The organism is Microbacterium xylanilyticum (assembly GCF_054654695.1).
Genome location: NZ_BAAIEN010000002.1, coordinates 853035 through 878461, shown reverse-complemented (window position 1 = coordinate 878461; position 25427 = coordinate 853035). Strand labels below are relative to the sequence as shown.

The window sequence follows — 25427 nt, the reverse complement described above, 5'->3', positions numbered from 1 at the left end:
ACCCTCGCGGGTCAGGATCCGGATCCAGTCCGCAGCGGCCACGGCGCCCAGCCGTCCGGAGGATCGCGGAGGATCGGAAGGGCGGCGGTCAGACGCTCCGCGGGAAGATCCTCGGCGCGCGTCTGCCCGGTGGTCGAGCCGTTCGGGAAGACGAGCCGGAATCCCACCTCGGACCGGCCGTTCACGCTCTCGACGTCGTCTCCGGAGACGACGGCGAGCACCGTGCGCTCCAGTTGGCCCACCTCGTACTCCCACGGGGAGTCGCACGCGTCGCATCCGCACACGGGGTACGCGAAGTCGTGCAGCAGCCCGGCGTGCACGATGACGCCCGGGAAGGTCGTGAAGACGAACGTCAGCGCCGCGGAGGCGGCACCCGCGGGCCGCACGCGTACCGCGCGCTGAACCTCCGGGCGCGGGCGGAGCAGATCGTCGGCGGCCTCGGGGCCTTCGTCGAGCTCGACGTCGTAGGTCGCTCGCAGGTGGCCGATCAGGGCATCCGCGACGGTGTGCAGCGGGAGATACCGCTCCGGGTGCGACACGACCGAGTACGTCTCCTCCGGCGGGGAACCGGCCCAGCGGCGGCCGTAGGGGATCACCCGCCCCTCCGCATCGCGGAACACGAGTGCGTCGATCGCCGGCCGCACGTACGCGCTCATGCCTCGATCCTGCCGCAGCCTCAGGCCAGCGCAGCCGCCACGGCGGTGCGGGCCTCGGCGGCGGTCGCCGCGCCGAGCGCCGCCGAGGCCGCGCGGCGGCAGTCCTCCGCGGTCACCGTGCGCAGCCGCGCCGCCACGCGGGGAACGGAGCGCGCCGTCATCGACAGGCTCGTGACGCCGAGGCCGACGAGCACGGGGGCGATCGCCGGGTCGCCCCCGGCCTCGCCGCACACGCCCACCGGCTTGCCCAGGGTGCGCCCGGCGGCGCCGACCGTGCCGATCAGGCGCAGCACCGCCGGCTGCCACGGATCGTTGAGCGCGCCGAGCGGCGCCGACAGCCGGTCGGCCGCCATCGTGTACTGGGTGAGGTCGTTGGTGCCCAGGCTCACGAAGTCGACGACGTCGAGCAGTTCCGCGGCGAGCAGGGCAGCGGCGGGGGTCTCGATCATGATGCCGGCCCGCGAGATCCCGGCCGACCGGCACGCCGCCACGAAGTCGCGCGCCTCGTCGACGGTGGCCACCATCGGCGCCATCACCTCGACGTCGGCGCGCTCCTCTGCCGCCGCGGCGGCGATCGCGGCGAGCTGGTGCGCGAGCAGGGCGGGGTGCGCCTGCGCGACCCGGAGACCGCGCACGCCGAGGGCGGGGTTCTCCTCGTCCACCGCCGTCGCGAACGGGAGGGGCTTGTCGGATCCGGCGTCGAGTGTGCGCACCACGACCTTCCGTCCGGAGAACGGCGCCAGCACACCCCGATAGGCGTCCGTCTGCTCGGCGACGGTGGGCTCCGTCGCGCGGTCGAGGAAGCAGAACTCCGTGCGGAACAGGCCGATGCCCTGGGCATGCGCCTCCGCCGCCGCGCGCGCTTCGGCGGCCCCGCCGACGTTGGCGAGCAGCGGCACGGGCGTGCCGTCGGCGAGCGCCCCCGCACCGTCGAACGCAGGCACCGTCTCGGATGCCGCGGCGCGACGCTGCTCCGGCGGGTCGAGCTGCACGACGCCCGCCTCGCCGTCCACGAGCACGACCGTCCCCACCGCGATGCCGGTCGCGCCTGCCGCACCCACCACGGCGGGAAGTCCGAGCGCGCGAGCGAGGATCGCGGTGTGCGAGGTGGGGCCGCCCTCCTCGGTCACCAGCGCGACGCACCGGCTCCTTCCGAGCGCCGCGGTCTCCGCCGGGGCGAGGTCGCGCGCGACGAGCACGAACGGGTCCGCACGATCCGGGATCCCCGGGACCTCGCGCCCGGTCAGCCGTGCCACGATGCGGTCGCGCACGCTGTGCACGTCCGAGACGCGCTCCGCCATGCGGCCGCCGAGGCCGCGCAGCAGCTGCGCCTGCGCCTCGGCCTCGTCCCACACGGCGCGGTCGGCAGGCACGCCCTCGGCGCGCACCCGCGCGGCTGCCGCCGAGCCGAGCTCCGGATCCTCGGCCAGCAGCGCGGTCGCCTCGAGGATCTGCGCCGCCTCGCCGTCGGCGCGCGCGGCGTCCGCGCGCAGCGCTGCGGCCACCTCCGCGGCGGCCGGCGCGATGCGCGCGGCCTCGGCCTCGCGGCGGTCGCCCGGCAGCCGGTCGGCGGCGGGCGGCTCGGCGATCGCGGCCCCGAGCTGCGCGACCGGGGCCACGGCGACCCCCGGGCTCACCCCGAGACCGGTGAGCGTCGCGCCCGGTGACTTCGGGGCCGTTGACTGCGACTCCGTCAGAACAACGCCCGCGTCCGCACCCGGCGCACCCTCCATCTCGCCGAAACCGTCGTCGAACAGCGCGGCCACGCGTTCGACCGCTCCAGGATCGCCCTCCAGCTCGACCTCGTCGCCGGCACGCGCCCCGAAAGCGAGCAGGCGCATCATGCTCGCCGCCGGGACCGCGTCCCCGTCCGGCAGCCGCCGCAGCGTCACCGCCGCGCCCTGGGCCGCCTGCGCGATCAGGGCGGCCGGCCGCGCGTGCACGCCCGCGGGGTTGCGCACCACCACGGTGCGCACGGCGGCCCCCTCCGGCCGCGAGACCGCAGACGCCGGCGTGCTCTCCTCGCGCGCGCTCGTCTCCGGCGCGCCCGCGTCGAGCCCGAGGCCCCCCGACCCGGCCTGCGCCTGCGGCTCGTCCTCCAGCTGCGCCGACTTCGCGATCAGCGCGCTGTTCGCCTCCGCGGCGACCTGCTCCAGCGACGCACCCTGCGCCGCCGTCACCGCCGCCGCGAGCAGCCCTTCCACGAACGGCGCGGACGCGAGCCGCACCGGAACCTCGCTCGCCCGCAGCTCGAGGGCGAACTCGGCGCTCATCACCGCGGATCCGAGGTCCATCAGCACGAGCACGCCGTCGCAGGAGGCCGCCAGCTCGTCGATGGCCTCGGCCACCCGGGTCGCGTCCGTACCCAGGATCGGCGCACCGTCGGCGTCCACGCCGGCGCCCGCGGCGAGCGCGATCGGCACCGCCGCCCCCGGCACCATCTGCGCGGCGAGCTCCTGCGCAGCCTCTGCCAGGCGCAGGCTGTGCGACACCGCGACGATCCCGACGGCCCCCATCAGCGCACTCCTCCTCGGTCCGGCGTTCTGCCCGGCGGTGGACTCCGGCGCTCAGCCGGCGACGGCCGCCGCGAGCGTCTCGAACAGCAGGGTCGCGGAGGCGGATCCCGGATCCATGTGCCCGGCGCTGCGCTCGCCGAGATAGCTGGCCCGGCCCTTGCGGGCGACGAGATCGATCGTGGCGTCGCGTCCGGCGGCGGCCGCCGTGGCGGCATCCGCGGCAGCCGAGGCGGCGGATGCTCCGCCGGCCAGCGCGGCGTCCATCGCGTCGAGCGCGGGCGCGACCGCGTCGAACAGCGTCTTGTCGCCCGCCTCGGCCTTGCCGCGCGCCACGATGCCCTCCAGACCCGCGCGGAGCCCCGTCGCGAGGGCGGCGGGCTCGACGTCGGTCACCGCACCGAGCGTCGCGCCGAGCCTCAGGAAGAACGTGCCGTACAGCGGCCCGCTCGCCCCGCCCACCGTCGACACGAGCGTCATGCCCACGGTCTTGAACAGCTCTTCGGCGGTCGCGGGTGTCGTCTGCTCGACCTTCTCGACCGCCGCGGTCATACCGCGCGCCATGTTGGCGCCGTGGTCGGCGTCGCCGATCGCGGAGTCGAGCTCGGTGAGCCAGTCGCGCTGCGCCACGACGGCGTCGCGGAAGCGGCCGAGCCAGTCGACGAGGACGGTGAGCGGGATGGTGTTCGACATGCAGGTGTTCTCCTTCGGCGGTTCTCAGGCGCCCCAGCGCAGGCCGGGGGTCACCACGGGGGCGTCCCACAGCCGGATGAACTCGTCATCGGCCTTGAGCACGGTCACCGAGCAGCCGGCCATGTCGAGCGAGGTGATGTAGTTCCCGACGAGGTTGCGGGCGATGCTCACGCCGGCCTTCTGCAGCAGCGTCGCCACCTCGCCGTACATGAGGTACAGCTCGATGAGCGGCGAGGCGCCCATGCCGTTGAGCATCACGATCGTCGGGGATCCGGTGAAGTCCATGTCGGCCAGGATCGGCTCCACCAGCTGAGCGGCGATGTCCTTCGCCGGCGCGAGCGGCACGCGATGGCGTCCGGGCTCGCCGTGGATGCCGATGCCGATCTCCATCTGGTCGTCGGGCAGGTCGAACGTCGGCTTCCCTGCGGCGGGCACGGTGCAGCTCGTCAGCGCCATGCCCATCGAGCGCCCCTGCCCGTTCACGCGGGCGGCGAGGTCCGCGACCGCGGCGAGATCCTGTCCCTCCTCGGCGGCGGCGCCCACGATCTTCTCCAGCAGCACCGTGAGGCCGACGCCGCGGCGCCCCGCCGTGTAGAGCGAGTTCTGCACGGCGACATCGTCGTCCACCACGACCGAACGCACGTCGATGCCGTCCATCGCCGCGAGCTCCGCCCCCATCTCGAAGTTCATGACGTCGCCGGTGTAGTTCTTCACGATGTGCAGCACGCCCGCGCCGCGGTCGATCGCCTTCGTGGCCACCTGCATCTGATCGGGCGTCGGCGAGGTGAACACCTCCCCCGCGCAGGCCGCGTCGAGCATGCCGGTGCCCACGAAGCCGCCGTGCAGCGGCTCGTGTCCGGATCCGCCTCCCGAAAGCAGCGCGACCTTGCCCTCGTCCTTGCGCACGGCGCGCAGGATGACGCGGTTCCCCAGGTCCACCTCGAGCTCCGGATGCGACAGGGCGAGCCCGCGCAGGGACTCCGCGAGCACGTCCTCCGGGGCGTTGATGAGCTTCTTCATCCTGCGACCTCCTTGTTGCAGTTCACCGAGCACCGTTGCGGTTCGACCCGCACCGTCGCCGTCCGGCCGGCACCTGACGGGCGGATCGGGGTCCGATCGGCATTCCGCGTCATGTGGCGACCATCGACCGGGAAGCCCTTGCGTCCCGCAGAGCCGCACTCCAGAATCGGAATACTTTTCGTTAATGTCGAATATGCGATGAGGATGTCGGATTGTCAAGGATCCGCCGCCGGAACCGCACCGCCGTCGCCGAAGTCGTCGAGGAGGGAGCCGAAGCCGATGATCCAGGCCATCGATCGCGCCGCGAAAGTGCTCGAACTGCTGCAGGGCTCCCGCCACCTCGGCATCACCGACCTCGCGACCGCCCTGCAGCTGCCGCCGTCGACCGTGCACGGGATCGTGTCGTCGCTGCGCGAGCACGGCCTGGTGGCGAAGGAGCGCGGCGGGCAGCGGTACATGCTGGGCCCGACGCTGCTGAAGCTCTCCAGCGTCTATCTCGATTCCCTCGACGTGCGGGCTCGCGCCATGCGCTGGACGCAGGACCTCGCCCGCCGTACCGGCATGGCGGTGCGCCTGGGGGCTCCGCACTTCGCGGAGGTGCTCGTGATCCACCATGTCCTCCGCCCCGACGACAGCCCGCAGATGCTGGAGACCGGAGCCGCCCTGCCCGCGCACGCGTCCGCGATGGGCAAGGTGCTGCTCGCACACGACCTGGGCTTCCAGCGCGCCGTCTTCGCCGACCCGCTCCCCAGCCTCACCGGCGACACCGTCACCGACGCGGCCGCGCTGCTGGGCGCGCTGCCGACGATCGCGGAGCACGGGTTCGCGACCGAGACCGACGAGGCGGTGCTCGGCGAGTCGTCGCTCGCGTCGCCGATCGCGGACGCCCGCGGCGACATCGTCGCGGCGGTGGCCGTCGTGTTCCCGACGGCGGACGGGCCCGCCCCCGACGCGGCATTGCACGCGCTGCGGGACACGGCGCGCAACATCTCGCGCGAGCTCGGCGCCACGGCCTGGCCGCCGCGGATCGCCCCCGCCGACGACTGAGGAGCGGGCACCCCGACCGGTCGCACTGGAGCGCCGACTCCGGGCGGTCGTCGCGTGGTTGCAGAAAATATATAGACCGGTCTATTCTGAGTCCATGACAACCAAAGGGGACCTGACCAAGGCACGGCTCGCGGAGTCGATGCTCGAGCTCATCCAGACCAGCGGGTACAGCGGCACCGGGCTGAACGCCGTGATCGACCACGCCGCAGCGCCGAAGGGATCCGTGTACTTCCACTTCCCCGCCGGGAAGGAGGGCCTCGGCGTCGCCGCGGTCGACCTGGCCGCGAAGCAGTTCGAGGCGCTGATCGCGGAGGCGGCGGAGTCGGCGGGCGGTCCGGCGGCGGCCGCCCGTGCCGTGATCGAGGCACTGGCGACGATCGTCGGCGAGAGCGACTACCGACTCGGATGCCCGGTGTCGGTGGTCACGCTCGAGATGGGCGCGGAGAGCGAGCGCCTGCGGCAGGCCTGCGCCTCCGCCTTCGAGTCGTGGATCTCACCCACGGCGGCCCTGCTCGAGACCGGCGGTGTCGAGCCCGCCCAGGCCCGCACTCTGGCGACGGTCGTCGTCGCCACGATCGAAGGAGCGGTCATCGTGTCCCGCGCCACGCGGAGCACCCAGCCCCTGCATGCGGCCGCTGACGTCGTCGCGGATCTCATCGAGCAGCTCCTCCAGACCGCGGGAGGCAGGCGATGACCGCTCAGGAGACTCGCCATGCCCTGGTGTTCGGCGCGTCGGGGCTGATCGGCCGGCATCTCGTGCTGACCCTGGCGCAGGCCGACGCGACCGTCACGGCCGCCGTCCGAACCGCCGAGTCCGGAGCCCGCGTCGAACGCTGGCTCCGCGAGCACGGTCTCACACGGAGCATCCGCACCACGATCGTCGACTTCGATGCTCCGGAGATCGTCGAGGGCGGCGCGGCGGCCTTCGTGGACGTGACCGAGATCCACTGCTGCGCCGGGGCCTTCCGGTTCGGCATGTCCGCCGAGGAGGCGCGCAGCGCCAACGTCGGCATCGCGGAGAAGGTCGTCGACTTCGCGGCGGAGCTTCCGGGGCTGCGGCGGCTGGTCTACATCTCGGGCTACCGCGTCGGCGGACAGGATCCGACGGCCGTTCCGTGGTCCGAGGAGCATCGCGCGGCGGTCTACAAGGAGCTCGGCGGCTATGAGGCCTCCAAGGTGGAATCCGACGCCGTCTTCCAGGCCCGGGCCCTCGAGCGAGGGGTGCCCTGGACCGTCATCAACCCGGCCACGGTGATCGGAGACAGCGCGACCGGGGAGACCGAGCAGTACATCGGCATGACCAAGACCATCGAACAGATCTGGGACGGCACGGCCACGGCACTCCCCGCCGGCGATTCGACGTTCCTCCCGGTCCTCACGGTCGACTACATGGCGGCCTTCATGGCAGCCGCCGCGGTCGATCCCGAGGCCGTGGACAGAGCCTTCTGGGTCATGGACGACGCCACCCCGCCGCTGCAGGAACTGCTCACCCAGGCCGGCAGGCGTCTCGGCGCGAAGGTCCCGCGCCTGCGGATCCCGGTCAGCGTGATCAAGCGACTCCCGGCGCGGATCACCAAGGCGGATCCCGAGACGCTCGGTTTCCTGTCCTCCGACCGCTATCCGACGGGAGCCGCCGTCGAGCTCGCCGCGAGGCATGGCATCCCGATGCCCGACGTGAGGCTCTCCATCGACCGGTGGGTCGACTACCTGGCCGCGCATCGCTTCGGCGCCGCGACGGCCGGCGACCGCCGATTCGTCGATGCCGGCGGAGTGCGCACCTTCGAGCTCGGCGCACCCCGATCCCCCCGGGTGATCCTGCCCGGGCTGCCGGTCAACGCGGACACCTGGGCCGACGTGGCCTCGGCGCTCGGCGCGCGCGCCGTCGACCTGCCCGGTCTCGGCCTCAGCGGCGGCACCGGCGTCGAGGACTGGCAGCGGTGGCTGCCCGCGGTGCTCGGCGAGGAACCCGGCGATCTCATCGGCCACTCGATCGGCGCGGCCGCAGCCGTCGTCGCGGCCGAGCGCTTCCCGAGGCGGGTCGCGTCGCTCACCCTGGTCGCGCCGTTCTTCCTGCAGGGCCCGGCGAGCGCCGCGACCAGGCTTCGCCCGTTCGTGTCGGCATATCTGCGGCGGCTCGATGCGCCTCGGCTGTCTCGGCAGCTGACCGGATCGGAGCAGAGCGCGCCGGCCCTCGAATCGAGCGTCAGCGACCTCAGGCGCGGCACCGCCTCGCGGGTGGCCGCACAGCTCGCTCGCGCCGGCTCGCCGCGGTGGCGTGCCGAGCTGCGCGATGCGCTGGGCCGGTTCGACGGACCGGTCCGCATCGTCACGGGAAGCGACGATCCTCTCGCGCCCGACGCCGCCGAATGGCTCGCCTCGCTGCCGAACGCGGAGCTGATCTCGATCCCCGGTGCGGGACACCATCCGCAGCTGACCCACGGCCGCGCACTCGCCGCGCTGCTCGAGACAGCGCGGGTGTGAGACGGCCCCGGGCCCTGCCGTCGACGGTTCAGGCCGTCGGCGGCAGGCCCTGGTCCTCTTCGCGCACGGTGCCCTTGGCCGACCACGGGAAGTCGATCCAGCGATCGGTGTCCTTCCACGCGAAGTCGGGCTGGATGATCGTGGTGGGCTTGGTGTAGATCGTGACCGAGCGCACATCGGCGCCCTTGTCCTTGAGCAGCTGGACGGCGAGCGCGAGCGTGCGTCCGGAGTCGGCGACGTCATCCACGAGGAGGACGCGGCGCCCGTCCAGGTAGTCCATGTCGAGCGCCGGGGGCAGCACCTCGGGAGCGTCCAGCACCGTGCCGATGCCGGTGTAGAACTCCATGTTGATGGCGCCGCAGTTCTTGGCACCCAGGCCGTAGGCGATCGCGCCCGCCGGCAGCAGCCCGCCGCGAGCGATCGCGACGACCACCTCGGTCTCGAAGCCGGAATCGAGGATCCTGCGCGCCAGATCCCGCGTCGCGCTGCCGAAACCGTCCCAGGTGAGCACTTCGCGCTCGATCGCCCTATCCGTCATGGATCCATTCTGCCGTGCGGACGGGTCCGAGCGGACCATGGATCCGCCGCCGGTGCAGGATCCGCTCAGCGCTGGTCGAAATCCTCGAAGATCAGCGTCGTGCGCGTGGAGCGGACGGCGGGGATGGCCTGGATGTCCTCGAGGACGATCCGGCGGAGGTCGCGCGCGTCGCTCGCCCGCACCAGCAGGATCACGTCGAAGTCACCGCCGACGAGGGCCATGTGCTCGATCTCGGGGATGCGCTGCAGCCGCTCCTGCACCTCCTGCCACGCCGGCTGCTCGAGCGCGAGCATCACGTAGGCCGAGGCGTGATGGCCGAGCAGCACGGGATCCGTGCGCACCGTGTAGCCCGTGATGACACCGGAGTCCGTGAGGCGCTTGATGCGGGCGTGCGCCCCTGCGCGGGAGATGTGCACCGCCTCGGCGATGCCGGTCATCGAGGCGCGCGCGTCGCGGCGCAGTTCGTCGAGGATCGCGCGGTCGACGTCGTCCAGCTCCGGCATGGGCGCCCTCTCCTGTCGTGATGATGTTGACACTCTGCATCATTCTGACGTCATGGATGTTCAATCGTCCACATCCATCGCGATCCCATTGGACGAGTGCGCGCTGCGACGCACACTGGAGACATCACGTTCGGCAAGGAAGGCGGACCCGATGCAGCACACGAAGCCTGCCCGCAGCGACGCGCGCGACGCGGATCCCCGCGCGCTGCTCCCCCGCGACGAGCCGGTGCGCCTCATCGACGAGATGGGCGCCGCGCACGTCGACGACCACTATCCGATGCCTGCGGACGAGCTGCTCGGCCGCGCCTACCAGGGCCTCGTCGAGGGCCGCCGCATCAACGACCGGGCGAACTCCCTCGTCCGACAGGGGCGCCTGGCGGTGTACCCGTCCTCGCACGGGCAGGAGGCCTGCCAGATCGCGGCATCCCTGGTGCTCGGCGATCACGACTGGCTCTTCCCGACCTACCGCGACTCCGTGGCGGTGATCGCACGGGGCGTCTCCCCCGCCGACGCCATGGTGCTGCTCAAGGGCGATTGGCACTCCGGCTACGACCCGCACGAGCACCGGGTGTCCCCGCAGACCACGCCGCTGGCGACGCAGCTGCTGCACGCGGTCGGCTTCGCCCAGGCCGCGAAGCACCGCGGCGAGGACACGGTGGTGCTGGCGATGTGCGGCGACGGCTCCACGAGCGAGGGCGACTTCCACGAGGCGCTGAACTTCGCGGCCGTCTTCCACGTGCCGGTCGTCTTCTTCGTGCAGAACAACGAGTTCGCGATCTCCGTGCCGCTCTCGCGGCAGACCGCGGCGCCCTCGCTCGCGCACAAGGCGATCGGCTACGGCATGCCCGGCCAGCGCGTCGACGGCAACGACGTCGCCGCGCTCCTCGCCGTGCTGGGCGAGGCCGTGGATCGCGCCAGGACGGGCGGCGGGCCCTCGCTCATCGAGGCCCACACCTACCGCATGCAGGCGCACACGAACGCCGACGACGACACCCGCTACCGCGAGCGCGCGGAAGTGCAGGCGTGGACGGCGAAGGATCCGCTCACCCGCCTGCGCACTCACCTGACCGCACGCGGCCTGCTCGACGGGGCCCGCGAACAGGAGCTCGCCGAGGGCGCCGAGGCCATCGCCGCCGCGCTCCGCGACGCGCTCAACACGGATGCGGACCTGGACCCCGAGGACCTGTTCCGGTTCGTGCGCAGCACCCGCACCTCGCAGCTGCAGGAGCAGTGGCACCAGCTGCGCGACGAGCTGGAGCGATCCGCATCCGCCGTCGAAGGAGGCACCCGATGACCATCGCGCACGAGGACGTCCGCGTGGACGCCGCTCACCCCGAGAACACCGCGACCTCGACCGCGCAGACGATGACGATGGCCGCGGCCCTCAACCGCGCTCTCGCCGACGCGATCGAGGCGGACGACGCCGTGGTCGTCTTCGGCGAGGACGTGGGCGCGCTCGGCGGCGTCTTCCGCATCACCGACGGACTCACCGAGCGCTACGGCGAGGACCGGTGCTTCGACACCCCCCTCGCCGAGTCGGGCATCGTCGGCACCGCCGTGGGCATGGCGATGAACGGGATGCGCCCGGTGGTGGAGATGCAGTTCGACGCGTTCGCGCTGCCCGCGTTCGAGCAGATCGTGAGCCACGTCGCGAAGATGGGCAACCGCACCCGCGGGGCGGTGCGCCTGCCGATGGTGATCCGCATCCCGACCGGCGGCGGCATCGGCGGCGTCGAGCATCACTGCGACTCCTCCGAGGCGTACTACGCGCACACACCCGGCCTGACCGTGGTGTGTCCTTCGACGCCGCAGGACGCGTACTCGCTGCTGCGTGCGGCGATCGCCTCGCCGGATCCGGTGGTCTTCCTGGAGCCGAAGAAGCTGTATTGGACCAAGGGCGAGGTCGACACCTCCGTCGTCGCCGAGATCGGATCCGCACGGATCGCCCGCGCCGGCACCGACGTCACCCTCCTCTCCTACGGGTCCTCGGTGGCCACGTGCCTCGAGGCCGCCGAGATCGCGGGCGGCGAGGGTCGCAGCGTGCAGGTGATCGACGTGCGCACGCTGACCCCGTTCGACGACGCGACGGTCACCGCCGCGGTGCGCTCGACCGGCCGCGCCGTGGTCGTCGCGGAGGCCCCTGGGTTCGCGAGCGTGGCGAGCGAGATCCAGTCCCGCGTGTTCGAGCGCTGCTTCGAGTTCCTCGAGGCGCCCGTGCGTCGGGTCACCGGCTTCGACGCCCCGTACGCCCCGCCGAAGCTCGAGCACTGGTACCTGCCCGACGCCGACCGCGTGCTCGATGCGATCGACACGCTGCACTGGCTCGACGAGCACGGAGAAGAAGCATGACCACCGCGACGACGAAGGTCTTCCGGCTGCCCGATCTCGGGGAGGGCCTCACCGAGGCGGGCCTGGTGCAGTGGCTCGTGCAGGTCGGCGACACGATCCGCACCGACCAGGCGATCGCCGAGGTGGAGACCGCGAAGAGCGTGGTCGAGCTCCCCTCGCCGTACGCGGGGGTCGTCGTTGCTCTGCACGGCGCGCCCGGCGACACGATCGACGTCGGCGCGCCCGTGCTCGAGGTCGCCGATCCGGACGCCGTCCCTGACACCACCGAGCGGTTCCTGAGCGAGCGCAGCGAGACGAAGGACGCTCCGGTCGACGGCGGGCACGTCGAGAAGGAGGCGTACCGCGCCGAGGAGCGGGCCGGATCCGGATCCGGGAACGTGCTGATCGGCTACGGCACGACCGAGCGCGCCGGCTCAGGCCGCCGCCGGGCGCGCCGCACCGCGGGGCCCGTTCGGGGAGACGGTCAGCCCGCGGGGCGGCCGAGCACGGCCCCGGTCGTCGATCGAGCCCCGGCGCACCCGGAGCGAGACGAAACGCCGCGCCCGCACCAGACGGCGGAGCCCGTCCGCCCGGTCGCCGTGCGCTCCCCCATCGTCCGCCGGCTCGCCCGAGACCTCGGCCTCGATGTGCGCCGGATCACCCCGACCGGCGCGGACGGCGCGGTCACCCGTGCCGATGTGCTGCGCGCCGCCGTGGACCAGGCGGTGGACGGTCTGTCCCTGCACGGGCTGTCCGCACCGGGAGCCGGCGTCCACTCGGCGCCCGCGCCCGGTGAGACGGTCGACGGGCTCGCCGTCACGTCGCGCGAACGCATGTCGCCGTTGCGCAAGGCGGTGAGCGCCAAGCTCACGCGCAGCAGGGCCGAGATCCCCGAGGCGACCGTGTGGGTCGACGTCGACGTCACCGAGCTCTGGAACCTGCGCGCCGCGATGGCGCCCGAGGGCGGGCGCGCCCCGTCGATCACGGCCCTCGTCGCGCGGTTCGTGCTCATCGCGCTCGCCGAGCATCCGCTGCTGGCGGCCCGGCTCAGCGACGACGCGACGGAGATCGTGTCCTTCGACGGCGTGAACCTCGGCGTCGCGGCCGACACCGACCGCGGCCTGATGGTGCCGGTGATCCCGCGGGCGCACGAGCTCAGCGTGGACGAGCTCGACGCGGCGCTGCGCGAGCTCGCCGCGACCGCCCGCGCCGGATCCATGCCGCCGGAGCGGCTGCGCGGATCCACGTTCACGCTCAACAACTACGGCGGCCTGGGCGTGGACGGATCCGCCGCGATCATCAACCACCCCGACGTCGCCATCCTCGGCATCGGCCGGATGATCGAACGCCCCTGGGTCGTGGACGGCGCGATCGTCGCCCGCCGCATCGCGCAGCTCTCCCTCGTGTTCGACCACCGGGTGTGCGACGGCGGCTACGCAGCCGCGTTCCTGCGTCGCGTGATGGAGCTGCTGGAGCATCCGGCCCGCGCCTTCGGCCGCGTGCGCTGAACGCTGCGGGTCCTCGATACGCTCGATCGATGAGCATTCCGAGGATGCGACCGTGATCACTCGCGAACTGGCGCTGGAGCTGCGCGACGCCGGTCTCGTCTGGCACCCCGCCGAGGGCGACCGCTTCCAGCTGGACCTCCCCGAGGAGGTGGAGCTGGAGGTCGAGGCCGACGTCTACACCGTGAGCGGGATGACGATCGATGCGCGGCGCACCCCGAGCGGCATCCATCTCGCCTTCAACGGCACGACCGAGTGGGCCCTCGATGCGGTCCCCCTATCCGGAGCCGTATGGCTGCCGCGCGAGGACCAGCTGCGCGAGCTGCTGCGCGGGACGTTCCGCCGCCTCGTCCGGGAGGAGGACACCTTCCGCGTCGAGATCGAGATCGCGGGCGAGCTGCTGGAGTTCGAGCATCCGGATCCGGCGGAGGCGTACGGACGGGCGCTTCTGGAGCTGATCTCGCGTTCCCTCTGAGCACCCCGCGCGGGCGGTCGCCGGGGTGTGAGCCCGGGAGCCGCCGCGATGTCGGCCGCCGGTGCGAGAATGCCGACATGAAGCTCGCGGAGCTGGTCACGGCGACCGATGAGGTGGCCGCCACGTCGTCGCGCCTCGCCAAGATCGATGCGCTGGCGCGGCTGCTCCGCGCGGCCGATCCGAGCGAGCTGGCGCCGCTGATGGGCCTGCTGCTCGCGTCGCCGCGGCAGGGACGGCTCGGCGTCGGCTGGCGCGGACTCATGGCCGTCGACGTGGTGCATGCCGCCGAGCCGACCCTCACCATCGCAGAGGTCGATCACACGCTGGACGAGTTGGCCGCGGTCTCCGGATCCGGATCCGCCGCCGCGCGGAGCAGCCTGCTCGCGGGCCTCGCCACCCGTGCGACCGCCGCGGAGTGGGACCTGCTCGCCCGGGCGATGCTCGGAGAGCTGCGCACCGGAGCGCTCGCCGGCGTGCTGCTCGACGCGGTCGCAAAGGCGTCCGAGCGCCCCATCGCTGCGGTGCGGCGGGCCGCGATGCTCTCCGGCGATCTCGGAGCGACCGCCGTGGTCGCCCTCACCGGCAGCGCGGAGGACCTCGAGGCGGTCGGGCTGGCGGTGGGGCGCCCGGTGCTGCCGATGCTCGCCGCGACGGCCGCGACGCCGACCGCGGCGCTGGAGATCACCGGCGAGGCGTCGGTCGAGTACAAGCTCGACGGCGCCCGTATCCAGGTGCACCGGCGCGGCGACGACGTCGGCATCTACACGCGCAGCCTGGCGGACGTCACGCACCGGCTGCCGGAGATCGTCGACATCGTCCGGGCGCTGCCCGCGCACGACCTCATCCTCGACGGAGAGACGCTCTCGCTCGACGAGGACGGCGGCCCGCGTCCGTTCCAGCAGACCATGTCCCGCTTCGGCGCCGAGGTGTCGCGCGAGCTCGTGCTGCGGCCGTGGTTCTTCGACGTGCTGCACGTCGACGGCCGCGACCTCATCGACGAGCCCCTGTCGGTGCGACTCGCCGAGCTCGACCGCATCGCCGGCGACTGGCGGATGCCGGGGGTGGTCACCGCCGATCCGGGGGCCGCCGAGCAGCTGTCCCGCGAGGCGCTCGCGGCCGGGCACGAGGGCGTGGTCGTCAAGGCGATCGGATCCGCCTACACCGCCGGCCGCCGCGGCAAGAGCTGGGTGAAGGTCAAGCCCGTGCTCACCTACGACCTCGTCGTGCTCGGCGCGGAATGGGGATCCGGCCGGCGCCGCGGCTGGCTCTCCAACCTGCACCTCGGCGCGCGCGATCCGGAGGGCGAGTTCGGCGAGCCCGGTGGCTTCGTCATGGTGGGCAAGACCTTCAAGGGGCTCACCGACGAGCTGCTGCGCTGGCAGACCGAGACCTTCCCCGCCTTCGAGGACCATCGCACCGCCCACGCGGTGCTGCTGCGGCCGGAGATCGTCGTCGAGATCGCGATCGACGGAGTGCAGCACTCCCCGCGCTACCCCGGCGGCATCGCGCTGCGCTTCGCCCGCGTCAAGGGCTACCGCCCCGACAAGACGGCCGCCGAGGCGGACACGATCCAGACGCTGCGTGCCCTGCTCCGCGAGTAGACCGAGTCCGGCGTGCGCGCCCGCGCGCGGCACGACCGCGAGCCCCGGTTCGGCCCGCCGCCGCGATACAATCTCCTCGTCCGGCGCCCGCGCGTCATCCGCCTCCGCGCGCCGGTGCTCGAAAAAGGGGCACGAAGCCCGCAGCGACCCGCCGACGAACGCCGGGATCCGCTCCGGCGAGACACATACGGATCCTGTCTCCGTTGTCGTCTCGAAAGGACGTTCCGCATGCCCACCGTCTCCGCCCACGTCGCCCTCACCCTCGCTCAGCACATCGACGCCGTCTTCGGCGTGATGGGCAACGGCAACGCCTATTTCCTCGACGCGATCGAGAAGCAGACCGGGGTCGGTTTCACCGCCGTCCGCCACGAGCAGGGCGCCGTCGTCGCCGCCGACGCGCACTACCGCGCCTCCGGGCGCATCGCCGCCGCCACCAGCACCTACGGCGCCGGCTTCACGAACACGATCACGGCGCTCGCCGAGGCGGTGCAGGCGCACATCCCGCTCGTGCTCGTCGTCGGCGACGAGCCCACGAGCGGCCCCCGCCCCTGGGACGTCGACCAGATCGCCCTCGCCTCGGGCGTCGGCGCCCGCACCTACACCGTTGGCCGGGCCGATGCCGCCGCCACCACGGTCATCGCCATCGAGCACGCCCTCACCTACCGGGTGCCGGTGGTCCTGGCGATCCCCTACGACGTCGCCGCCCTGGAGGCCGGTGAGGTGCCCGCCGCGCCCCAGCCGCAGGTCCCCGCGGCGCCGGCCCCGAAGGGCGAGTACGCCGAGGGCATGCTCGACCGGATCGCCAAGGCGCTGCGCTCCGCCGAGCGACCGTTCCTGCTCGCCGGCCGCGGCGCCTGGCTCGCCGGCGCCGGCGACGCCCTGGGTGCCCTCGCCGAGGCGACCGGCGCGCTGACCGCCACCTCTGCGCTCGGCCGCGGCGTCTTCCCCGACCAGCGCTTCGATCTCGGCGTGACGGGCGGTTTCGGCGCCGAGGGCGCGATGGAGCTCGTGCGGACCGCGGACGTCGCCGTCGTGTTCGGCGCGTCGCTCAACCAGTTCACGATGCGCTTCGGGGCGCTGTTCGCTCCCGGTACCCAGGTGTTCCAGATCGACGTCGCTCCGGCGGCGACGCACGCGCACGTCGGCGGCTTCGTCCGCGCCGACGCGCGGCTCGCGGCCGAGGCGCTGGTGGCCCGGCTAGAGGGCGCCGCCGGCTCCGGCTGGCGCGAGAGCGTCGACGTCGCCGCCGCCCGTGCGTACGAGCCCGGCGACGAGGCTGCACCCGACGGCCGGCTCGACCCGCGCTCCGCCGCCCGCCGCATCGCGGAGCTGCTGCCCGAGGACCGCGTCGTGGTGTCCGACGGCGGGCACTTCATCGGCTGGGCCAACATGTACTGGCCGGTCGCGTCGCCCGACCGGATGATGATGATCGGCACCGCGTTCCAGGCCATCGGCCAGGGCTGGCCCAGCGTCGTCGGCGCCACCCGCGCCCGTCCCGAGGCGACCGTCGTCCTGACCTCCGGCGACGGCGGCGGCCTCATGGCGATCGCCGACCTGGAGTCGGCGGTCCGCTCCGCCGCCGGGCGTGGCATGGCCGTGATCTGGAACGACGCGGCCTACGGCGCCGAGGTGAACCTCTACGGCCTCAAGGGTCTCGCCCGCGAGCCCATGCTCATCCCCGAGGTCGACTTCGCGGCGTTCGCCGCCGCAGTGGGCGCCGAGGGCGTCGTCGTGCGCACCCTGGCCGATCTGGAGAGGCTCGCCACGTGGACCGCCGAGGACCCCGCGACCCGCCGGTTCCTCGTGCTCGACCTGCGGATCTCGGGTGACGTGATCGCGCCGTACCAGCAGGAGATCATCCGCGTGAACTCCTGACGCGGCATCAGCCAGGACGCTTGCGGTCCGGCACCCGACTGCGGCTCTAGGCTCGAGCCATGACCTCTGAGCCGCCGCCCCAGATCCTGCGTTACGCCGCCTTCGCCGACGCGCCCGGCGGAGGAAATCCCGCAGGGATCGTCCTCGACGCGGGTGCCCTGACCGACGCGGACATGCAGAGGATCGCGGCCGACGTGGGCTATCCCGAGACCGCCTTCCTGCTGGGCACGGAGACCGTCGACGGCGTCCGCCGGCATCGCCTCCGGTACTGGTCTCCCGAGGAGGAGGTGCCCTTCTGCGGACACGCCACCGTCGCCACGGCCGTGGTGCTCGCCGAGCGCGACGGAGCGGGGGCGATGGTGTTCGACACCCCGGCCGGCGAAGTGGCGATCACCGCGTCCGCCGTCGGCGGCGCGGTCGCAGTGTCGTTCACGAGTGTCGAACCGATCGTGCGAGAGCTGGATCCGGCAGTGCTCGAACACGCCCTCGGACTGCTCTCGCTACGCGTCGACGACCTGCATCCGGCCTACCCACCACGCGAGTCGTTCGCGGGCAACTGGCACCCGATCCTGGTGCTCGAGGACCCGGAGATCTTCCATCAGTTCCGCTTCGCGCCCGATCCGATCGCCGCACTGATGCGGGAGCAGGGCTGGACCGGCACCATGACCGTGCTGCTCCCCCTCGCCGACCACGAGTTCGCCGCCCGCAACATCTTCCCGGTCGCGCGCATCACGGAAGACCCGGCCACAGGATCCGCTGCCGCCGCCACGGGTGCCTATCTGCGGGCGATCGGGCGGGTGCCGGCATCGCGCGCCGTGCGGATCCACCAGGGCGCGCACGTGGGCCGGCCGAGCCTGCTCACGGTCGATGTCCCGGAGGAAGGCGGGATCGTCGTCACCGGCGGGGCTGCGCCGATCGGCTGATCAGCGAGGCCACGGCATGTGCTGCAGGGTCCAGGTGTTGCCATCGGGATCCGCGAATCCCGCATAGAACACGCCGCCCAAGTCCACGACGGGGGCGACGTCGACGCCGCGCCCGACGAGCTCTGCACGAGCAGCCTCGATGTCGGCGACGACGAGGTGCAGACCGCGCAGCGAACCCGGGTCCATACGGCTATCCGGTAGGCCTTCGGTCAGCGTGATCGAACAGTAGGAGCCGGGCGGCGTCAGCTGCACGATGCGGACGCCCTCGTGCGGGCGGACGTCCACGTCCACGTCCACGTCCACGTCCACGTCCACGTCCACGTCCACGGTGAAGCCGAGTTGCTCGGCGTAGAACTCCTTGGCCCGGTCGAGGTCGCTGACGGGTACGAGCACCAGCTCCAGCATCATCGAACCCGGCAGAACCTCCGGCACGGGAGTGTCGGTCATGATCACTCTCCGAGCGCGTCAGGGTGCGCACCGCCGACGCTACCGAAACGCCCCGCCCCGCACCAGGCTCCCGCGTTTTCGGCGCGCGGACGCCGCGCTGCCTTCGTCAGGCCTCGAGGAACGCGCCCTCGAGGAACGACTCCAGCTCGTCCACGCCATCCAGCGGAAGGATGGCCGCGACGTACTGGTCGGGACGGACGAGGACCACGACGCCGTCGCGGGACAGCTCACGCTCCTCGAAGATGTCGCTCTTGGACCAGTGCGAGGGGGCCGCGGCGTACACCTTCTCCCAGTCGGTGAGACCCAGCGGTCCGGTCTTCGGCTGGAACAGCTCCGGGGCCGTCGTGACGTCCAGGTCCTCGTAGGACTGCTGGTAGACCGCCTTGACATCGAACACCGCGTCGACGTCGCCGTCGGCGGGCGTGAAGCGCGCGAACAGGGGCGCGGCGGCCGCCGCCCAAGCGTCCAGGCCGTGGCCGGAGGCGTCGCCGAACGCGTACACGCGCCAGCGCCCATCGGCCCGCGCGTGGTGCCCGAGGTGGATGACGTTGCCGTCGGCGACCCGGGTGACCTCGGCGCTCTTGAACCGCTTCCCGAGCGGGAAGCCCGCGGCGAGCGCCTGATGCGCGTCGGATCCGATGATCATCGACGAGCCGTACTGCGTCATGAAGCCGGACGGGAACTCGGCGGTGCCCAGGTAGAACGTCGCGAGCTCCTGCGGATCCGAGATCTCCTCCGGCTTGCGGGCCATGAGCGAGGACCACTCGCGGTCGAAGTCGATGAGCTGCTGCGCGACCGGGTGCCGCTCCGCGCCGTAGGTGGACAGCAGCTCCGCCGGCGCGCGGCCGGTCAGCACCGAGCCGAGCTTCCACCCGAGGTTGAAGCCGTCCTGCATCGACACGTTCATGCCCTGCCCGGCCTTCGCGCTGTGCGTGTGGCAGGCGTCGCCGGTGAGGAACACCCGCGGGTGGCGCGTGGCGTCCTCCCCGGTGTCGTCGAAGCCGTCGGTGATCCGGTGGCCGACCTCGTACACGCTGTGCCAGGCGACCTGCTTCACGTCGATCGCATAGGGGTGCAGGATGTCGTTGGCCTTCGCGATGATCGCCTCGATCGGGGTGGACCGCACCGCGTGGTTGTCGTCGGCGGCGACCTCGCCCAGGTCGATGTACATCCGGCTCAGGTACCCGCCCTCGCGCGGGATGTGCAGGATGTTCCCCGCTTCCGCGTTGATCGCGCACTTGGTGCGCCAATCCGGGAAGTCGGTGTTGACGAGCACGTCCATCACGCCCCAGGCGTGCGCGGCCATCGCGCCCACGTGCGTGCGGCCGATCGCCTCGCGCACGCCGCTGCGGGCGCCGTCGCAGCCGGCGACGTACTTGGCTCGGATCGTGCGCTCCTCGCCGAGCCGCTCCCCCGCCGAGTACCGCACGCGCACCTCGACCGGGTACTCGCCGTCCTCGTGCACGGTGAGCCCGAGGAACTCGACGCCGTAGTCGGGGCGGATGCGCCCGGGGCCGTCCCCGGCGGCCTCGGCGAAGTAGTCGAGCACGCGCGCCTGGTTCACGATGAGGTGCGGGAACTCGCAGATGTCGTAGGCGTAGTCGGCGGTGCGGGCGGTGCGGATGATGTTCTGCGGGTTCTCCGGATCCGGGCCCCAGAAGTTCATCCAGCCGATGTTGTAGGCCTCGGCGATGATCCGCTCGGCGAAGCCGAACGCCTGGAAGGTCTCGACGCTGCGCGGCTGGATCCCGTCGGCCTGGCCGAGCACGAGCCGGCTGGCGCGCTTCTCGATGATGCGCGTGGTGAGGCTCGGGTACTGCGACATCTGCGCGGCGAGCAGCATGCCGGCGGGGCCGGAGCCGACGATGAGCACGTCCATGGTGTCGGGGAGCTCGTCGGGCCGGTCGACGCCCGTGCCCGCGGCGGGGAGCACCCGAGGGTCGTGGGACACGTATCCGTGGTGGTGGAACTGCATCGTCGTCGATTCCTTCCTGACGGCGCCGTCGGGCTTGGCACGGTTTCGCGGAGATCCTTGCAGACTCCGCGATCGCGTTCTATATTCGAACACAACGTTCTACTATTGAACACAGACTAGCCGAGGTCGCGATCGCGATCAAGACGGGAGACCCATGGCCGACGCCCCCGCCGCACCGGCGGCCAAGCCCGCCGCCGCCTCGCAGACCCTCAGCCGCGGCATCAGGATCCTCGAGATCCTCGGCGACGAGCACGGCCCACTCTCGATCGACGAGATCGCCGCGCGCCTCGGCGTGCACCGCTCGATCGCGTACCGGCTCCTGCGCACCCTCGAGGACCACCGCCTGGTCGGGCGCGACGCGGCAGGCCTCGTCGCGCTGGGACCGCGCATGGCCGCGCTCGCCGCCGGGGTCGCGCACGATCTGCAGGCGGAGGCCCTGCCCGAGCTCACCGCCGTCGCGAACGAGCTCGGCATGACGTGCTTCCTCGCGGTCCTGGACGGCACCGAGTGCATCACCCTGGTCAGCGTCGAGCCGCGCCACACCGTGGCGAGCGTGGCGCAGCGCCCCGGCGCACGGCACGCCGTGACGGTGGGCGCTCCGGGCAAGGCGATCCTCGCGCAGTTGCCCGAGGCGGAGTGGCCCTCCGACGCCCCCTCCGCGCTGCACGACGCGGTCGTCCGCTCCCGGCTGGCCGGGTTCGCGACGAGCCACGACGAGGTCATCCCCACGGTGCAGTCGGTCGCGGTGCCGCTCGCGCTGCGCGGGCAGCGTCCTGCCGCGATCGCCGTGGTGCACGTGGCGACCGACCGCACCGACACCGAGATCGCGGGTCGGCTGCAGCGCTCGGCCACGACGATCCGCGAGGCGCTCGGCGGCTGACGCGCTGATCACAGAACGCGGCGCCTGAGGGGGATCCCCAGGCGCCGCGTTTCTCAGGACGGATGCAGTTCTGGAGGACGGTGCCGGCGGAATCGTCCTCCAGAATTGCAGGGATCCTGCCGAGTGGGCGGCGCGGGCGTCAGGCCTTCGACAGGCCGCGGATCGGGCTGACCGCCTGCTCCGCCTCCGCCTCAGGGCCGAGCGGCATGCCGCTGCGGTCGCGCAGGAGCAGCGTCGCGAGGAGGCCGATCACCGTCATCCCCGCCAGATACCAGGTGATGCCGACCGTGGAATGCGTGTTCTGGAAGATCGCCTGGGCGATGAGCGGAGCGAACGCGCCGCCGAGGATCGCGCCCAGCGCGTAGGAGATCGACACCCCGGAGAAGCGGATCGACGCCGGGAACAGCTCGGCGTACAGGGCCGCCTGCGGACCGTACGTGAAGCCGAGGCCGATCGAGAGGATCACGAGGGCCGCGGCCAGTGAGGCCGCGGTGCCGAGGTTCGTCAGCGGGAAGAGCAGCACCACGCCGACGAGCTGCAGGATCCAGCCGATGATGTAGGTCGTGCGCCGGCCCAGCTTGTCGGAGAGCCAGCCGCCGAACCAGGTGAACAGCAGCCAGCTCACGCCCGAGAGCGCCACCACCCAGAACACCGGGCCGGGGTTGAGCTTGATCGGCCCCTCCGGGTCGGTCGCGTAGTGCTGCACGTAGCCGCCGGTGGTCATGTAGCCGACGGCGTTGTTGCCGGCGAACACGAGGGCCGCGACGATCACGAGCGGCAGGTGGTGGCGCAGCAGCTGCACGATCGGCATGCGCGTCTCCTCCTTGCGCTCGGCGATCTCGGTGAACACCGGGCTCTCCGACACCCGGCGGCGCACCCAGTATCCGACGCCGATGAGCACGATCGAGAGCAGGAACGGCACGCGCCAGCCCCACTCCAGGAACGCGTCACCGTGCGCGAGCTGCGCCATGAGCGCGAGAACCATCGAGGCCAGCAGCAGGCCGATCGGCACGCCGATCTGCGGGGCGGCGCCGAACAGGCCGCGCTTGCGCTTGGGCGCGTGCTCGACGGCCATGAGCACCGCGCCGCCCCACTCGCCGCCCGCGGAGATGCCTTGGAGCACGCGCAGCAGGATCAGCAGGATCGGCGCCCACACGCCGATGACGGCGTGAGTGGGGAGCACGCCGACGAGAGTGGTCGATGCGCCCATGAGGAGCAGCGTGATGACCAGCATCGGACGCCGACCGAGCTTGTCGCCGAAATGACCCGCGAGGAAGGCGCCGAGCGGGCGGAACAGGAAGCTCACGCCGACGCTGAAGAACGACACGATCTGCGCGAACTCCTTGCCCATCGGCTCGAAGAACAGGTTCGCGAAGACGACACCGGCCGCGAACGCGTAGATGAAGAAGTCGTACCACTCGACCGTGGTGCCGATGACGGTGGCGAAGACCACCCGGCGCCGATCGGCGGCCGACGCGATGGTGCCGGTGGGGGTGAAACCCTCCACGGATGGGGGTTGTGAGGATTCTGCGGACATTGCGTTCTCCTTGTCGTGACGACGTCGTCGTGGCCTCTGCGAATCGGCAGGGTGGATCCGGGATCCGACGCTTGCCGGGCTCGGCACGATGATATACGATTTCGGATACGACGCCAAGGGATCCGCCCTCGGCACGCACCGCGCGAGGAGGCGCCCATGCCCGCACCGGTCGAACGGCCCGGCAAGATCATCGCGATCCACCTCAACTACCGCTCCCGCGCAGAGCAGCGCGGCCGCATCCCGGCGGCGCCGTCCTACTTCTTCAAGCCGTCGTCGTCGATCGCCGGCACCGACGGCGTGGTGGAGCGCCCCGCCGGCACGGAGCTGCTCGCCTTCGAGGGCGAGATCGCTCTGATCATCGGCACCGCCGCGCGACGGGTGAGCGTGGCGGACGCGTGGTCGCACGTCGCCTGGGTCACCGCGGCGAACGACCTCGGACTCTACGATCTGCGCGCGAACGACAAGGGCTCCAACGTGCGCTCCAAGGGCGGCGACGGCTACACCCCGCTCGGACCCGACCTCATCCCGGCCGCCGAGGTGGACCCCGGCGCGCTGCGCGTGCGCGCCTGGGTGAACGGCGACCTGCGCCAGGACGGCGAGACCGGCGACCTGCTGTTCCCGCTGCCGCAGCTCATCGCCGACCTCTCCCAGCACTTCACCCTCGAGCCGGGAGACGTGATCCTCACCGGCACGCCGGCCGGCTCCAGTGTGATCGTCCCCGGCGACGTCGTCGTGGTCGAGGTCGATGCACCGCACTCCTCGCAGACCTTCACGTCGGGCGAGCTGCGCACGACCGTCGTGCAGGGCGAGGTGCCCTTCGACGGGACGCTCGGATCCCTGCCCGCCGTCGACGACCTGCAGCGCGCGGAGGCCTGGGGCTCGCGCGAGGAGGCGGGCCTTGAACCGGTCGCTGAGCCCGTCGATGCGACGACCACCGGCCAGGGCCCTTCGACGAGCTCGGGGACCGGAAAGCTCGACGCCGCCCTCCGGGACAAGCTCCTCGCCGCCCCGACGGCGGGCCTCAGCGCCCAGCTGCGCAAGCGCGGACTGCACGCGTGCTTCATCGACGGCGTCTCCGCCAATCTGCCCGGGGCGAAGATCGTGGGCACCGCGAAGACGCTGCGCTTCGTCCCGGCCCGCGAGGACCTGTTCCAGACGCACGGCGGCGGCTACAACGCGCAGAAGCGCGCCTTCGACGCGGTCGCGGAGGGCGAGGTCATCGTGATCGAAGCCCGCGGCGATGCCACCACGGGGACGCTCGGCGACATCCTCGCCCTGCGCGCCAAGGCCCGCGGAGCGGCCGGCGTGGTGACCGACGGCGGCGTGCGCGACTTCGCCGCCGTCGCAGAGATCGGCCTCCCGGTCTTCTCGCAGGGCGCGCACCCCTCGGTGCTCGGGCGCAAGCACGTGCCGTGGGAGGTCGATGTCACCGTCGCCTGCGGAGGCGCCGCGGTGCAGCCGGGCGACATCATCGTGGGCGACAGCGACGGCGTGATCGTCATCCCCCCTGCTCTGGCCGAGGAGGTCGCCGACGCGGCCCTCGCCCAGGAGGAGGAGGACGCGTGGATCGCCGAGCAGGTCGAGGCCGGTCATCCCGTCGACGGGCTGTTCCCGATGAACGCCGAGTGGCGCGCGAAGTACGACGCCGCGCACGCGACGGGCTCAGGCACGGAGAAGGACGCCCGATGAGCGACCGGCTCCTGAGCGAGCACAGCGGGACGAAGGGCGCCGGCAGCAAGTCTGAGCAGGCGTACGCCTGGATCCGCGCGCGCATCGCCTCGCACGCCTTCGGCCCCGGCTTCCGGCTCGTGCTGGGCACGATCGCCGACGAGCTGGGCATGAGCGTGGTCCCCGTGCGCGAGGCGATCCGCCGGCTCGAGGCCGAGGGCCTGGTCACGTTCGAGCGCAACGTCGGCGCCCGGGTCACGCTCGTCGACGAGAGCGAATACGCGCACACGATGCAGACCCTGGGGCTCGTCGAGGGCGCGGCCACCGCGCTGTCGGCGCCGCTGCTCGATGAGACCGCGCTGGACGCGGCGCTCGAGATCAACGACCGCATGGCGCGCCTGCTCGACAGCTTCGACGCGCACCGCTTCACCGAGCTGAACCGCCAGTTCCACTCCGTGCTGTACGAGCCCTGCCCCAACCCGCACATCCTGGATCTCGTGCAGCGCGGCTGGGCCCGGCTCAGCGGGATCCGGGAGTCGACCTTCGCGTTCGTGCCCGGACGGGCGGAGCACTCCGTCGAGGAGCACGCGCAGATCGTGGACCTGATCCGCAGCGGTGCGGATCCGCTCGAGATCGAGCTGGCGGCCCGCAACCACCGCTGGCGCACGCTCGACGCCTTCCTCGCCGCCCGCCATCCCGAGACGGCCGTCGAACCCCCCGCCTGACCCGCAGCCGGTCGCTGAGCCTGTCGAAGCGACCGCC

General features: G+C 72.4%; 22 protein-coding genes. 13 read left to right on the top strand and 9 right to left on the bottom strand.

Annotated features, from left to right (window positions below; all coding sequences use genetic code 11):
* Positions 1-11: 11 nt before the first annotated feature.
* From ACYQ1L_RS04735 to dhaK, 4 genes are read right to left on the bottom strand one after another with little or no spacing between them, the layout of a single operon-like run.
* Positions 12-656: a DUF6226 family protein gene (locus ACYQ1L_RS04735; protein ID WP_460003094.1), complete on the bottom strand. Its 645-nt coding sequence runs from the start codon at positions 654-656 to the stop codon at positions 12-14.
* A gap of 20 nt (positions 657-676) precedes the next feature.
* Positions 677-3172, bottom strand: a complete 2496-nt coding sequence (gene ptsP / locus ACYQ1L_RS04730; RefSeq protein WP_460003093.1) for a phosphoenolpyruvate--protein phosphotransferase — start codon at positions 3170-3172, stop codon at positions 677-679.
* 51 nt (positions 3173-3223) lie between these two features.
* A complete protein-coding gene (dhaL, locus tag ACYQ1L_RS04725) occupies positions 3224-3862 on the bottom strand; it encodes a dihydroxyacetone kinase subunit DhaL (protein ID WP_460003092.1) in 639 nt (212 codons plus the stop codon).
* 24 nt (positions 3863-3886) lie between these two features.
* Positions 3887-4882 carry a dihydroxyacetone kinase subunit DhaK gene (gene dhaK / locus ACYQ1L_RS04720; protein WP_460003091.1) on the bottom strand — a complete coding sequence of 332 codons (996 nt, stop codon included), beginning with the start codon at positions 4880-4882 and terminating at the stop codon, positions 3887-3889.
* A 279-nt stretch (positions 4883-5161) separates the two neighbouring features.
* Here dhaK and ACYQ1L_RS04715 point away from each other — a divergent pair, with 279 nt between their 5' ends.
* From ACYQ1L_RS04715 to ACYQ1L_RS04705, 3 genes are all read left to right on the top strand, one after another.
* The gene (locus ACYQ1L_RS04715; RefSeq protein ID WP_460003090.1) at positions 5162-5929 is read left to right on the top strand and encodes an IclR family transcriptional regulator; all 768 of its coding nucleotides are present in this window, start codon (positions 5162-5164) and stop codon (positions 5927-5929) included.
* A gap of 94 nt (positions 5930-6023) precedes the next feature.
* Positions 6024-6623: a TetR/AcrR family transcriptional regulator gene (locus tag ACYQ1L_RS04710; protein WP_460003089.1), complete on the top strand. Its 600-nt coding sequence runs from the start codon at positions 6024-6026 to the stop codon at positions 6621-6623.
* Positions 6620-8410 (top strand): alpha/beta fold hydrolase, encoded by a 1791-nt coding sequence (locus tag ACYQ1L_RS04705; RefSeq protein ID WP_460003088.1) that lies wholly within the window; start codon positions 6620-6622, stop codon positions 8408-8410. Before ACYQ1L_RS04710 ends, ACYQ1L_RS04705 begins: the two co-directional genes overlap by 4 nt.
* A gap of 28 nt (positions 8411-8438) precedes the next feature.
* Here ACYQ1L_RS04705 and ACYQ1L_RS04700 read toward each other — a convergent pair whose 3' ends face one another.
* The gene (locus ACYQ1L_RS04700) at positions 8439-8948 is read right to left on the bottom strand and encodes a phosphoribosyltransferase (protein ID WP_460003087.1); all 510 of its coding nucleotides are present in this window, start codon (positions 8946-8948) and stop codon (positions 8439-8441) included.
* 65 nt (positions 8949-9013) lie between these two features.
* Positions 9014-9451, bottom strand: a complete 438-nt coding sequence (locus ACYQ1L_RS04695) for an Lrp/AsnC family transcriptional regulator (protein ID WP_201298646.1) — start codon at positions 9449-9451, stop codon at positions 9014-9016.
* Between the two features lie 151 nt (positions 9452-9602).
* Between ACYQ1L_RS04695 and ACYQ1L_RS04690 the strand changes: the two genes are divergently transcribed.
* The 7 genes from ACYQ1L_RS04690 (at position 9603) to ACYQ1L_RS04660 (ending at position 18158) form a co-directional block, all read left to right on the top strand.
* Positions 9603-10745 carry a thiamine pyrophosphate-dependent enzyme gene (locus ACYQ1L_RS04690; protein ID WP_460003086.1) on the top strand — a complete coding sequence of 381 codons (1143 nt, stop codon included), beginning with the start codon at positions 9603-9605 and terminating at the stop codon, positions 10743-10745.
* On the top strand, positions 10742-11800 hold the full coding sequence (locus ACYQ1L_RS04685) for an alpha-ketoacid dehydrogenase subunit beta (RefSeq protein WP_460003085.1): 1059 nt from the start codon (positions 10742-10744) through the stop codon (positions 11798-11800). Before ACYQ1L_RS04690 ends, ACYQ1L_RS04685 begins: the two co-directional genes overlap by 4 nt.
* Positions 11797-13287 carry a dihydrolipoamide acetyltransferase family protein gene (locus ACYQ1L_RS04680; protein WP_460003084.1) on the top strand — a complete coding sequence of 497 codons (1491 nt, stop codon included), beginning with the start codon at positions 11797-11799 and terminating at the stop codon, positions 13285-13287. Before ACYQ1L_RS04685 ends, ACYQ1L_RS04680 begins: the two co-directional genes overlap by 4 nt.
* A 52-nt stretch (positions 13288-13339) precedes the next feature.
* Positions 13340-13759: a pilus assembly protein CpaE gene (locus tag ACYQ1L_RS04675; protein ID WP_460003083.1), complete on the top strand. Its 420-nt coding sequence runs from the start codon at positions 13340-13342 to the stop codon at positions 13757-13759.
* 77 nt (positions 13760-13836) lie between these two features.
* On the top strand, positions 13837-15360 hold the full coding sequence (locus ACYQ1L_RS04670; protein WP_460003082.1) for an ATP-dependent DNA ligase: 1524 nt from the start codon (positions 13837-13839) through the stop codon (positions 15358-15360).
* 228 nt (positions 15361-15588) lie between these two features.
* Positions 15589-17235: a thiamine pyrophosphate-binding protein gene (locus tag ACYQ1L_RS04665; RefSeq protein ID WP_460003081.1), complete on the top strand. Its 1647-nt coding sequence runs from the start codon at positions 15589-15591 to the stop codon at positions 17233-17235.
* A 59-nt stretch (positions 17236-17294) separates the two neighbouring features.
* A complete protein-coding gene (locus ACYQ1L_RS04660; protein ID WP_460003080.1) occupies positions 17295-18158 on the top strand; it encodes a PhzF family phenazine biosynthesis protein in 864 nt (287 codons plus the stop codon).
* On the opposite strand, the gene ACYQ1L_RS04655 is transcribed toward ACYQ1L_RS04660, so the two are convergent.
* Positions 18159-18605: a VOC family protein gene (locus ACYQ1L_RS04655; protein ID WP_460003079.1), complete on the bottom strand. Its 447-nt coding sequence runs from the start codon at positions 18603-18605 to the stop codon at positions 18159-18161. It abuts the gene before it with no gap.
* A 106-nt stretch (positions 18606-18711) separates the two neighbouring features.
* Positions 18712-20580, bottom strand: a complete 1869-nt coding sequence (locus ACYQ1L_RS04650) for an FAD-dependent monooxygenase (protein WP_460003078.1) — start codon at positions 20578-20580, stop codon at positions 18712-18714.
* 154 nt (positions 20581-20734) lie between these two features.
* Here ACYQ1L_RS04650 and ACYQ1L_RS04645 point away from each other — a divergent pair, with 154 nt between their 5' ends.
* Positions 20735-21460, top strand: coding sequence for an IclR family transcriptional regulator (locus ACYQ1L_RS04645; RefSeq protein WP_460003077.1), 726 nt, complete (start codon positions 20735-20737; stop codon positions 21458-21460).
* A gap of 139 nt (positions 21461-21599) precedes the next feature.
* Here the strand turns inward: ACYQ1L_RS04645 and ACYQ1L_RS04640 are convergent, their stop codons facing one another.
* Positions 21600-22997, bottom strand: a complete 1398-nt coding sequence (locus tag ACYQ1L_RS04640) for an MFS transporter (protein ID WP_460003076.1) — start codon at positions 22995-22997, stop codon at positions 21600-21602.
* Between the two features lie 156 nt (positions 22998-23153).
* On the opposite strand from ACYQ1L_RS04640, the gene ACYQ1L_RS04635 reads away from it, so the two are divergent.
* On the top strand, positions 23154-24686 hold the full coding sequence (locus tag ACYQ1L_RS04635; RefSeq protein ID WP_460003075.1) for a fumarylacetoacetate hydrolase family protein: 1533 nt from the start codon (positions 23154-23156) through the stop codon (positions 24684-24686).
* The gene (locus tag ACYQ1L_RS04630; RefSeq protein ID WP_460003074.1) at positions 24683-25390 is read left to right on the top strand and encodes a GntR family transcriptional regulator; all 708 of its coding nucleotides are present in this window, start codon (positions 24683-24685) and stop codon (positions 25388-25390) included. The genes ACYQ1L_RS04635 and ACYQ1L_RS04630 overlap by 4 nt, the downstream gene beginning before the upstream one ends.
* The last annotated feature ends 37 nt before the right edge of the window (positions 25391-25427 follow it).

What these genes read in the sequence shown, in the direction of transcription:
- dhaL (WP_460003092.1), bottom strand. Translation starts at nt 3,862, where the DNA reads ATGTCGAACACCATCCCGCTCACCGTCCTCGTCGACTGGCTCGGCCGC.
- ACYQ1L_RS04690 (WP_460003086.1), top strand. Translation starts at nt 9,603, where the DNA reads ATGCAGCACACGAAGCCTGCCCGCAGCGACGCGCGCGACGCGGATCCC.
- ACYQ1L_RS04660 (WP_460003080.1), top strand. Translation starts at nt 17,295, where the DNA reads ATGACCTCTGAGCCGCCGCCCCAGATCCTGCGTTACGCCGCCTTCGCC.
- ACYQ1L_RS04705 (WP_460003088.1), top strand. Translation starts at nt 6,620, where the DNA reads ATGACCGCTCAGGAGACTCGCCATGCCCTGGTGTTCGGCGCGTCGGGG.
- ACYQ1L_RS04700 (WP_460003087.1), bottom strand. Translation starts at nt 8,948, where the DNA reads ATGACGGATAGGGCGATCGAGCGCGAAGTGCTCACCTGGGACGGTTTC.
- ACYQ1L_RS04670 (WP_460003082.1), top strand. Translation starts at nt 13,837, where the DNA reads ATGAAGCTCGCGGAGCTGGTCACGGCGACCGATGAGGTGGCCGCCACG.
- ACYQ1L_RS04680 (WP_460003084.1), top strand. Translation starts at nt 11,797, where the DNA reads ATGACCACCGCGACGACGAAGGTCTTCCGGCTGCCCGATCTCGGGGAG.
- ACYQ1L_RS04640 (WP_460003076.1), bottom strand. Translation starts at nt 22,997, where the DNA reads ATGTCCGCAGAATCCTCACAACCCCCATCCGTGGAGGGTTTCACCCCC.
- ACYQ1L_RS04735 (WP_460003094.1), bottom strand. Translation starts at nt 656, where the DNA reads ATGAGCGCGTACGTGCGGCCGGCGATCGACGCACTCGTGTTCCGCGAT.
- ACYQ1L_RS04630 (WP_460003074.1), top strand. Translation starts at nt 24,683, where the DNA reads ATGAGCGACCGGCTCCTGAGCGAGCACAGCGGGACGAAGGGCGCCGGC.
- ACYQ1L_RS04645 (WP_460003077.1), top strand. Translation starts at nt 20,735, where the DNA reads ATGGCCGACGCCCCCGCCGCACCGGCGGCCAAGCCCGCCGCCGCCTCG.
- ACYQ1L_RS04695 (WP_201298646.1), bottom strand. Translation starts at nt 9,451, where the DNA reads ATGCCGGAGCTGGACGACGTCGACCGCGCGATCCTCGACGAACTGCGC.
- ACYQ1L_RS04650 (WP_460003078.1), bottom strand. Translation starts at nt 20,580, where the DNA reads ATGCAGTTCCACCACCACGGATACGTGTCCCACGACCCTCGGGTGCTC.
- ACYQ1L_RS04635 (WP_460003075.1), top strand. Translation starts at nt 23,154, where the DNA reads ATGCCCGCACCGGTCGAACGGCCCGGCAAGATCATCGCGATCCACCTC.
- ACYQ1L_RS04710 (WP_460003089.1), top strand. Translation starts at nt 6,024, where the DNA reads ATGACAACCAAAGGGGACCTGACCAAGGCACGGCTCGCGGAGTCGATG.
- ACYQ1L_RS04655 (WP_460003079.1), bottom strand. Translation starts at nt 18,605, where the DNA reads ATGACCGACACTCCCGTGCCGGAGGTTCTGCCGGGTTCGATGATGCTG.
- ACYQ1L_RS04665 (WP_460003081.1), top strand. Translation starts at nt 15,589, where the DNA reads ATGCCCACCGTCTCCGCCCACGTCGCCCTCACCCTCGCTCAGCACATC.
- ACYQ1L_RS04715 (WP_460003090.1), top strand. Translation starts at nt 5,162, where the DNA reads ATGATCCAGGCCATCGATCGCGCCGCGAAAGTGCTCGAACTGCTGCAG.
- dhaK (WP_460003091.1), bottom strand. Translation starts at nt 4,882, where the DNA reads ATGAAGAAGCTCATCAACGCCCCGGAGGACGTGCTCGCGGAGTCCCTG.
- ptsP (WP_460003093.1), bottom strand. Translation starts at nt 3,172, where the DNA reads ATGGGGGCCGTCGGGATCGTCGCGGTGTCGCACAGCCTGCGCCTGGCA.
- ACYQ1L_RS04685 (WP_460003085.1), top strand. Translation starts at nt 10,742, where the DNA reads ATGACCATCGCGCACGAGGACGTCCGCGTGGACGCCGCTCACCCCGAG.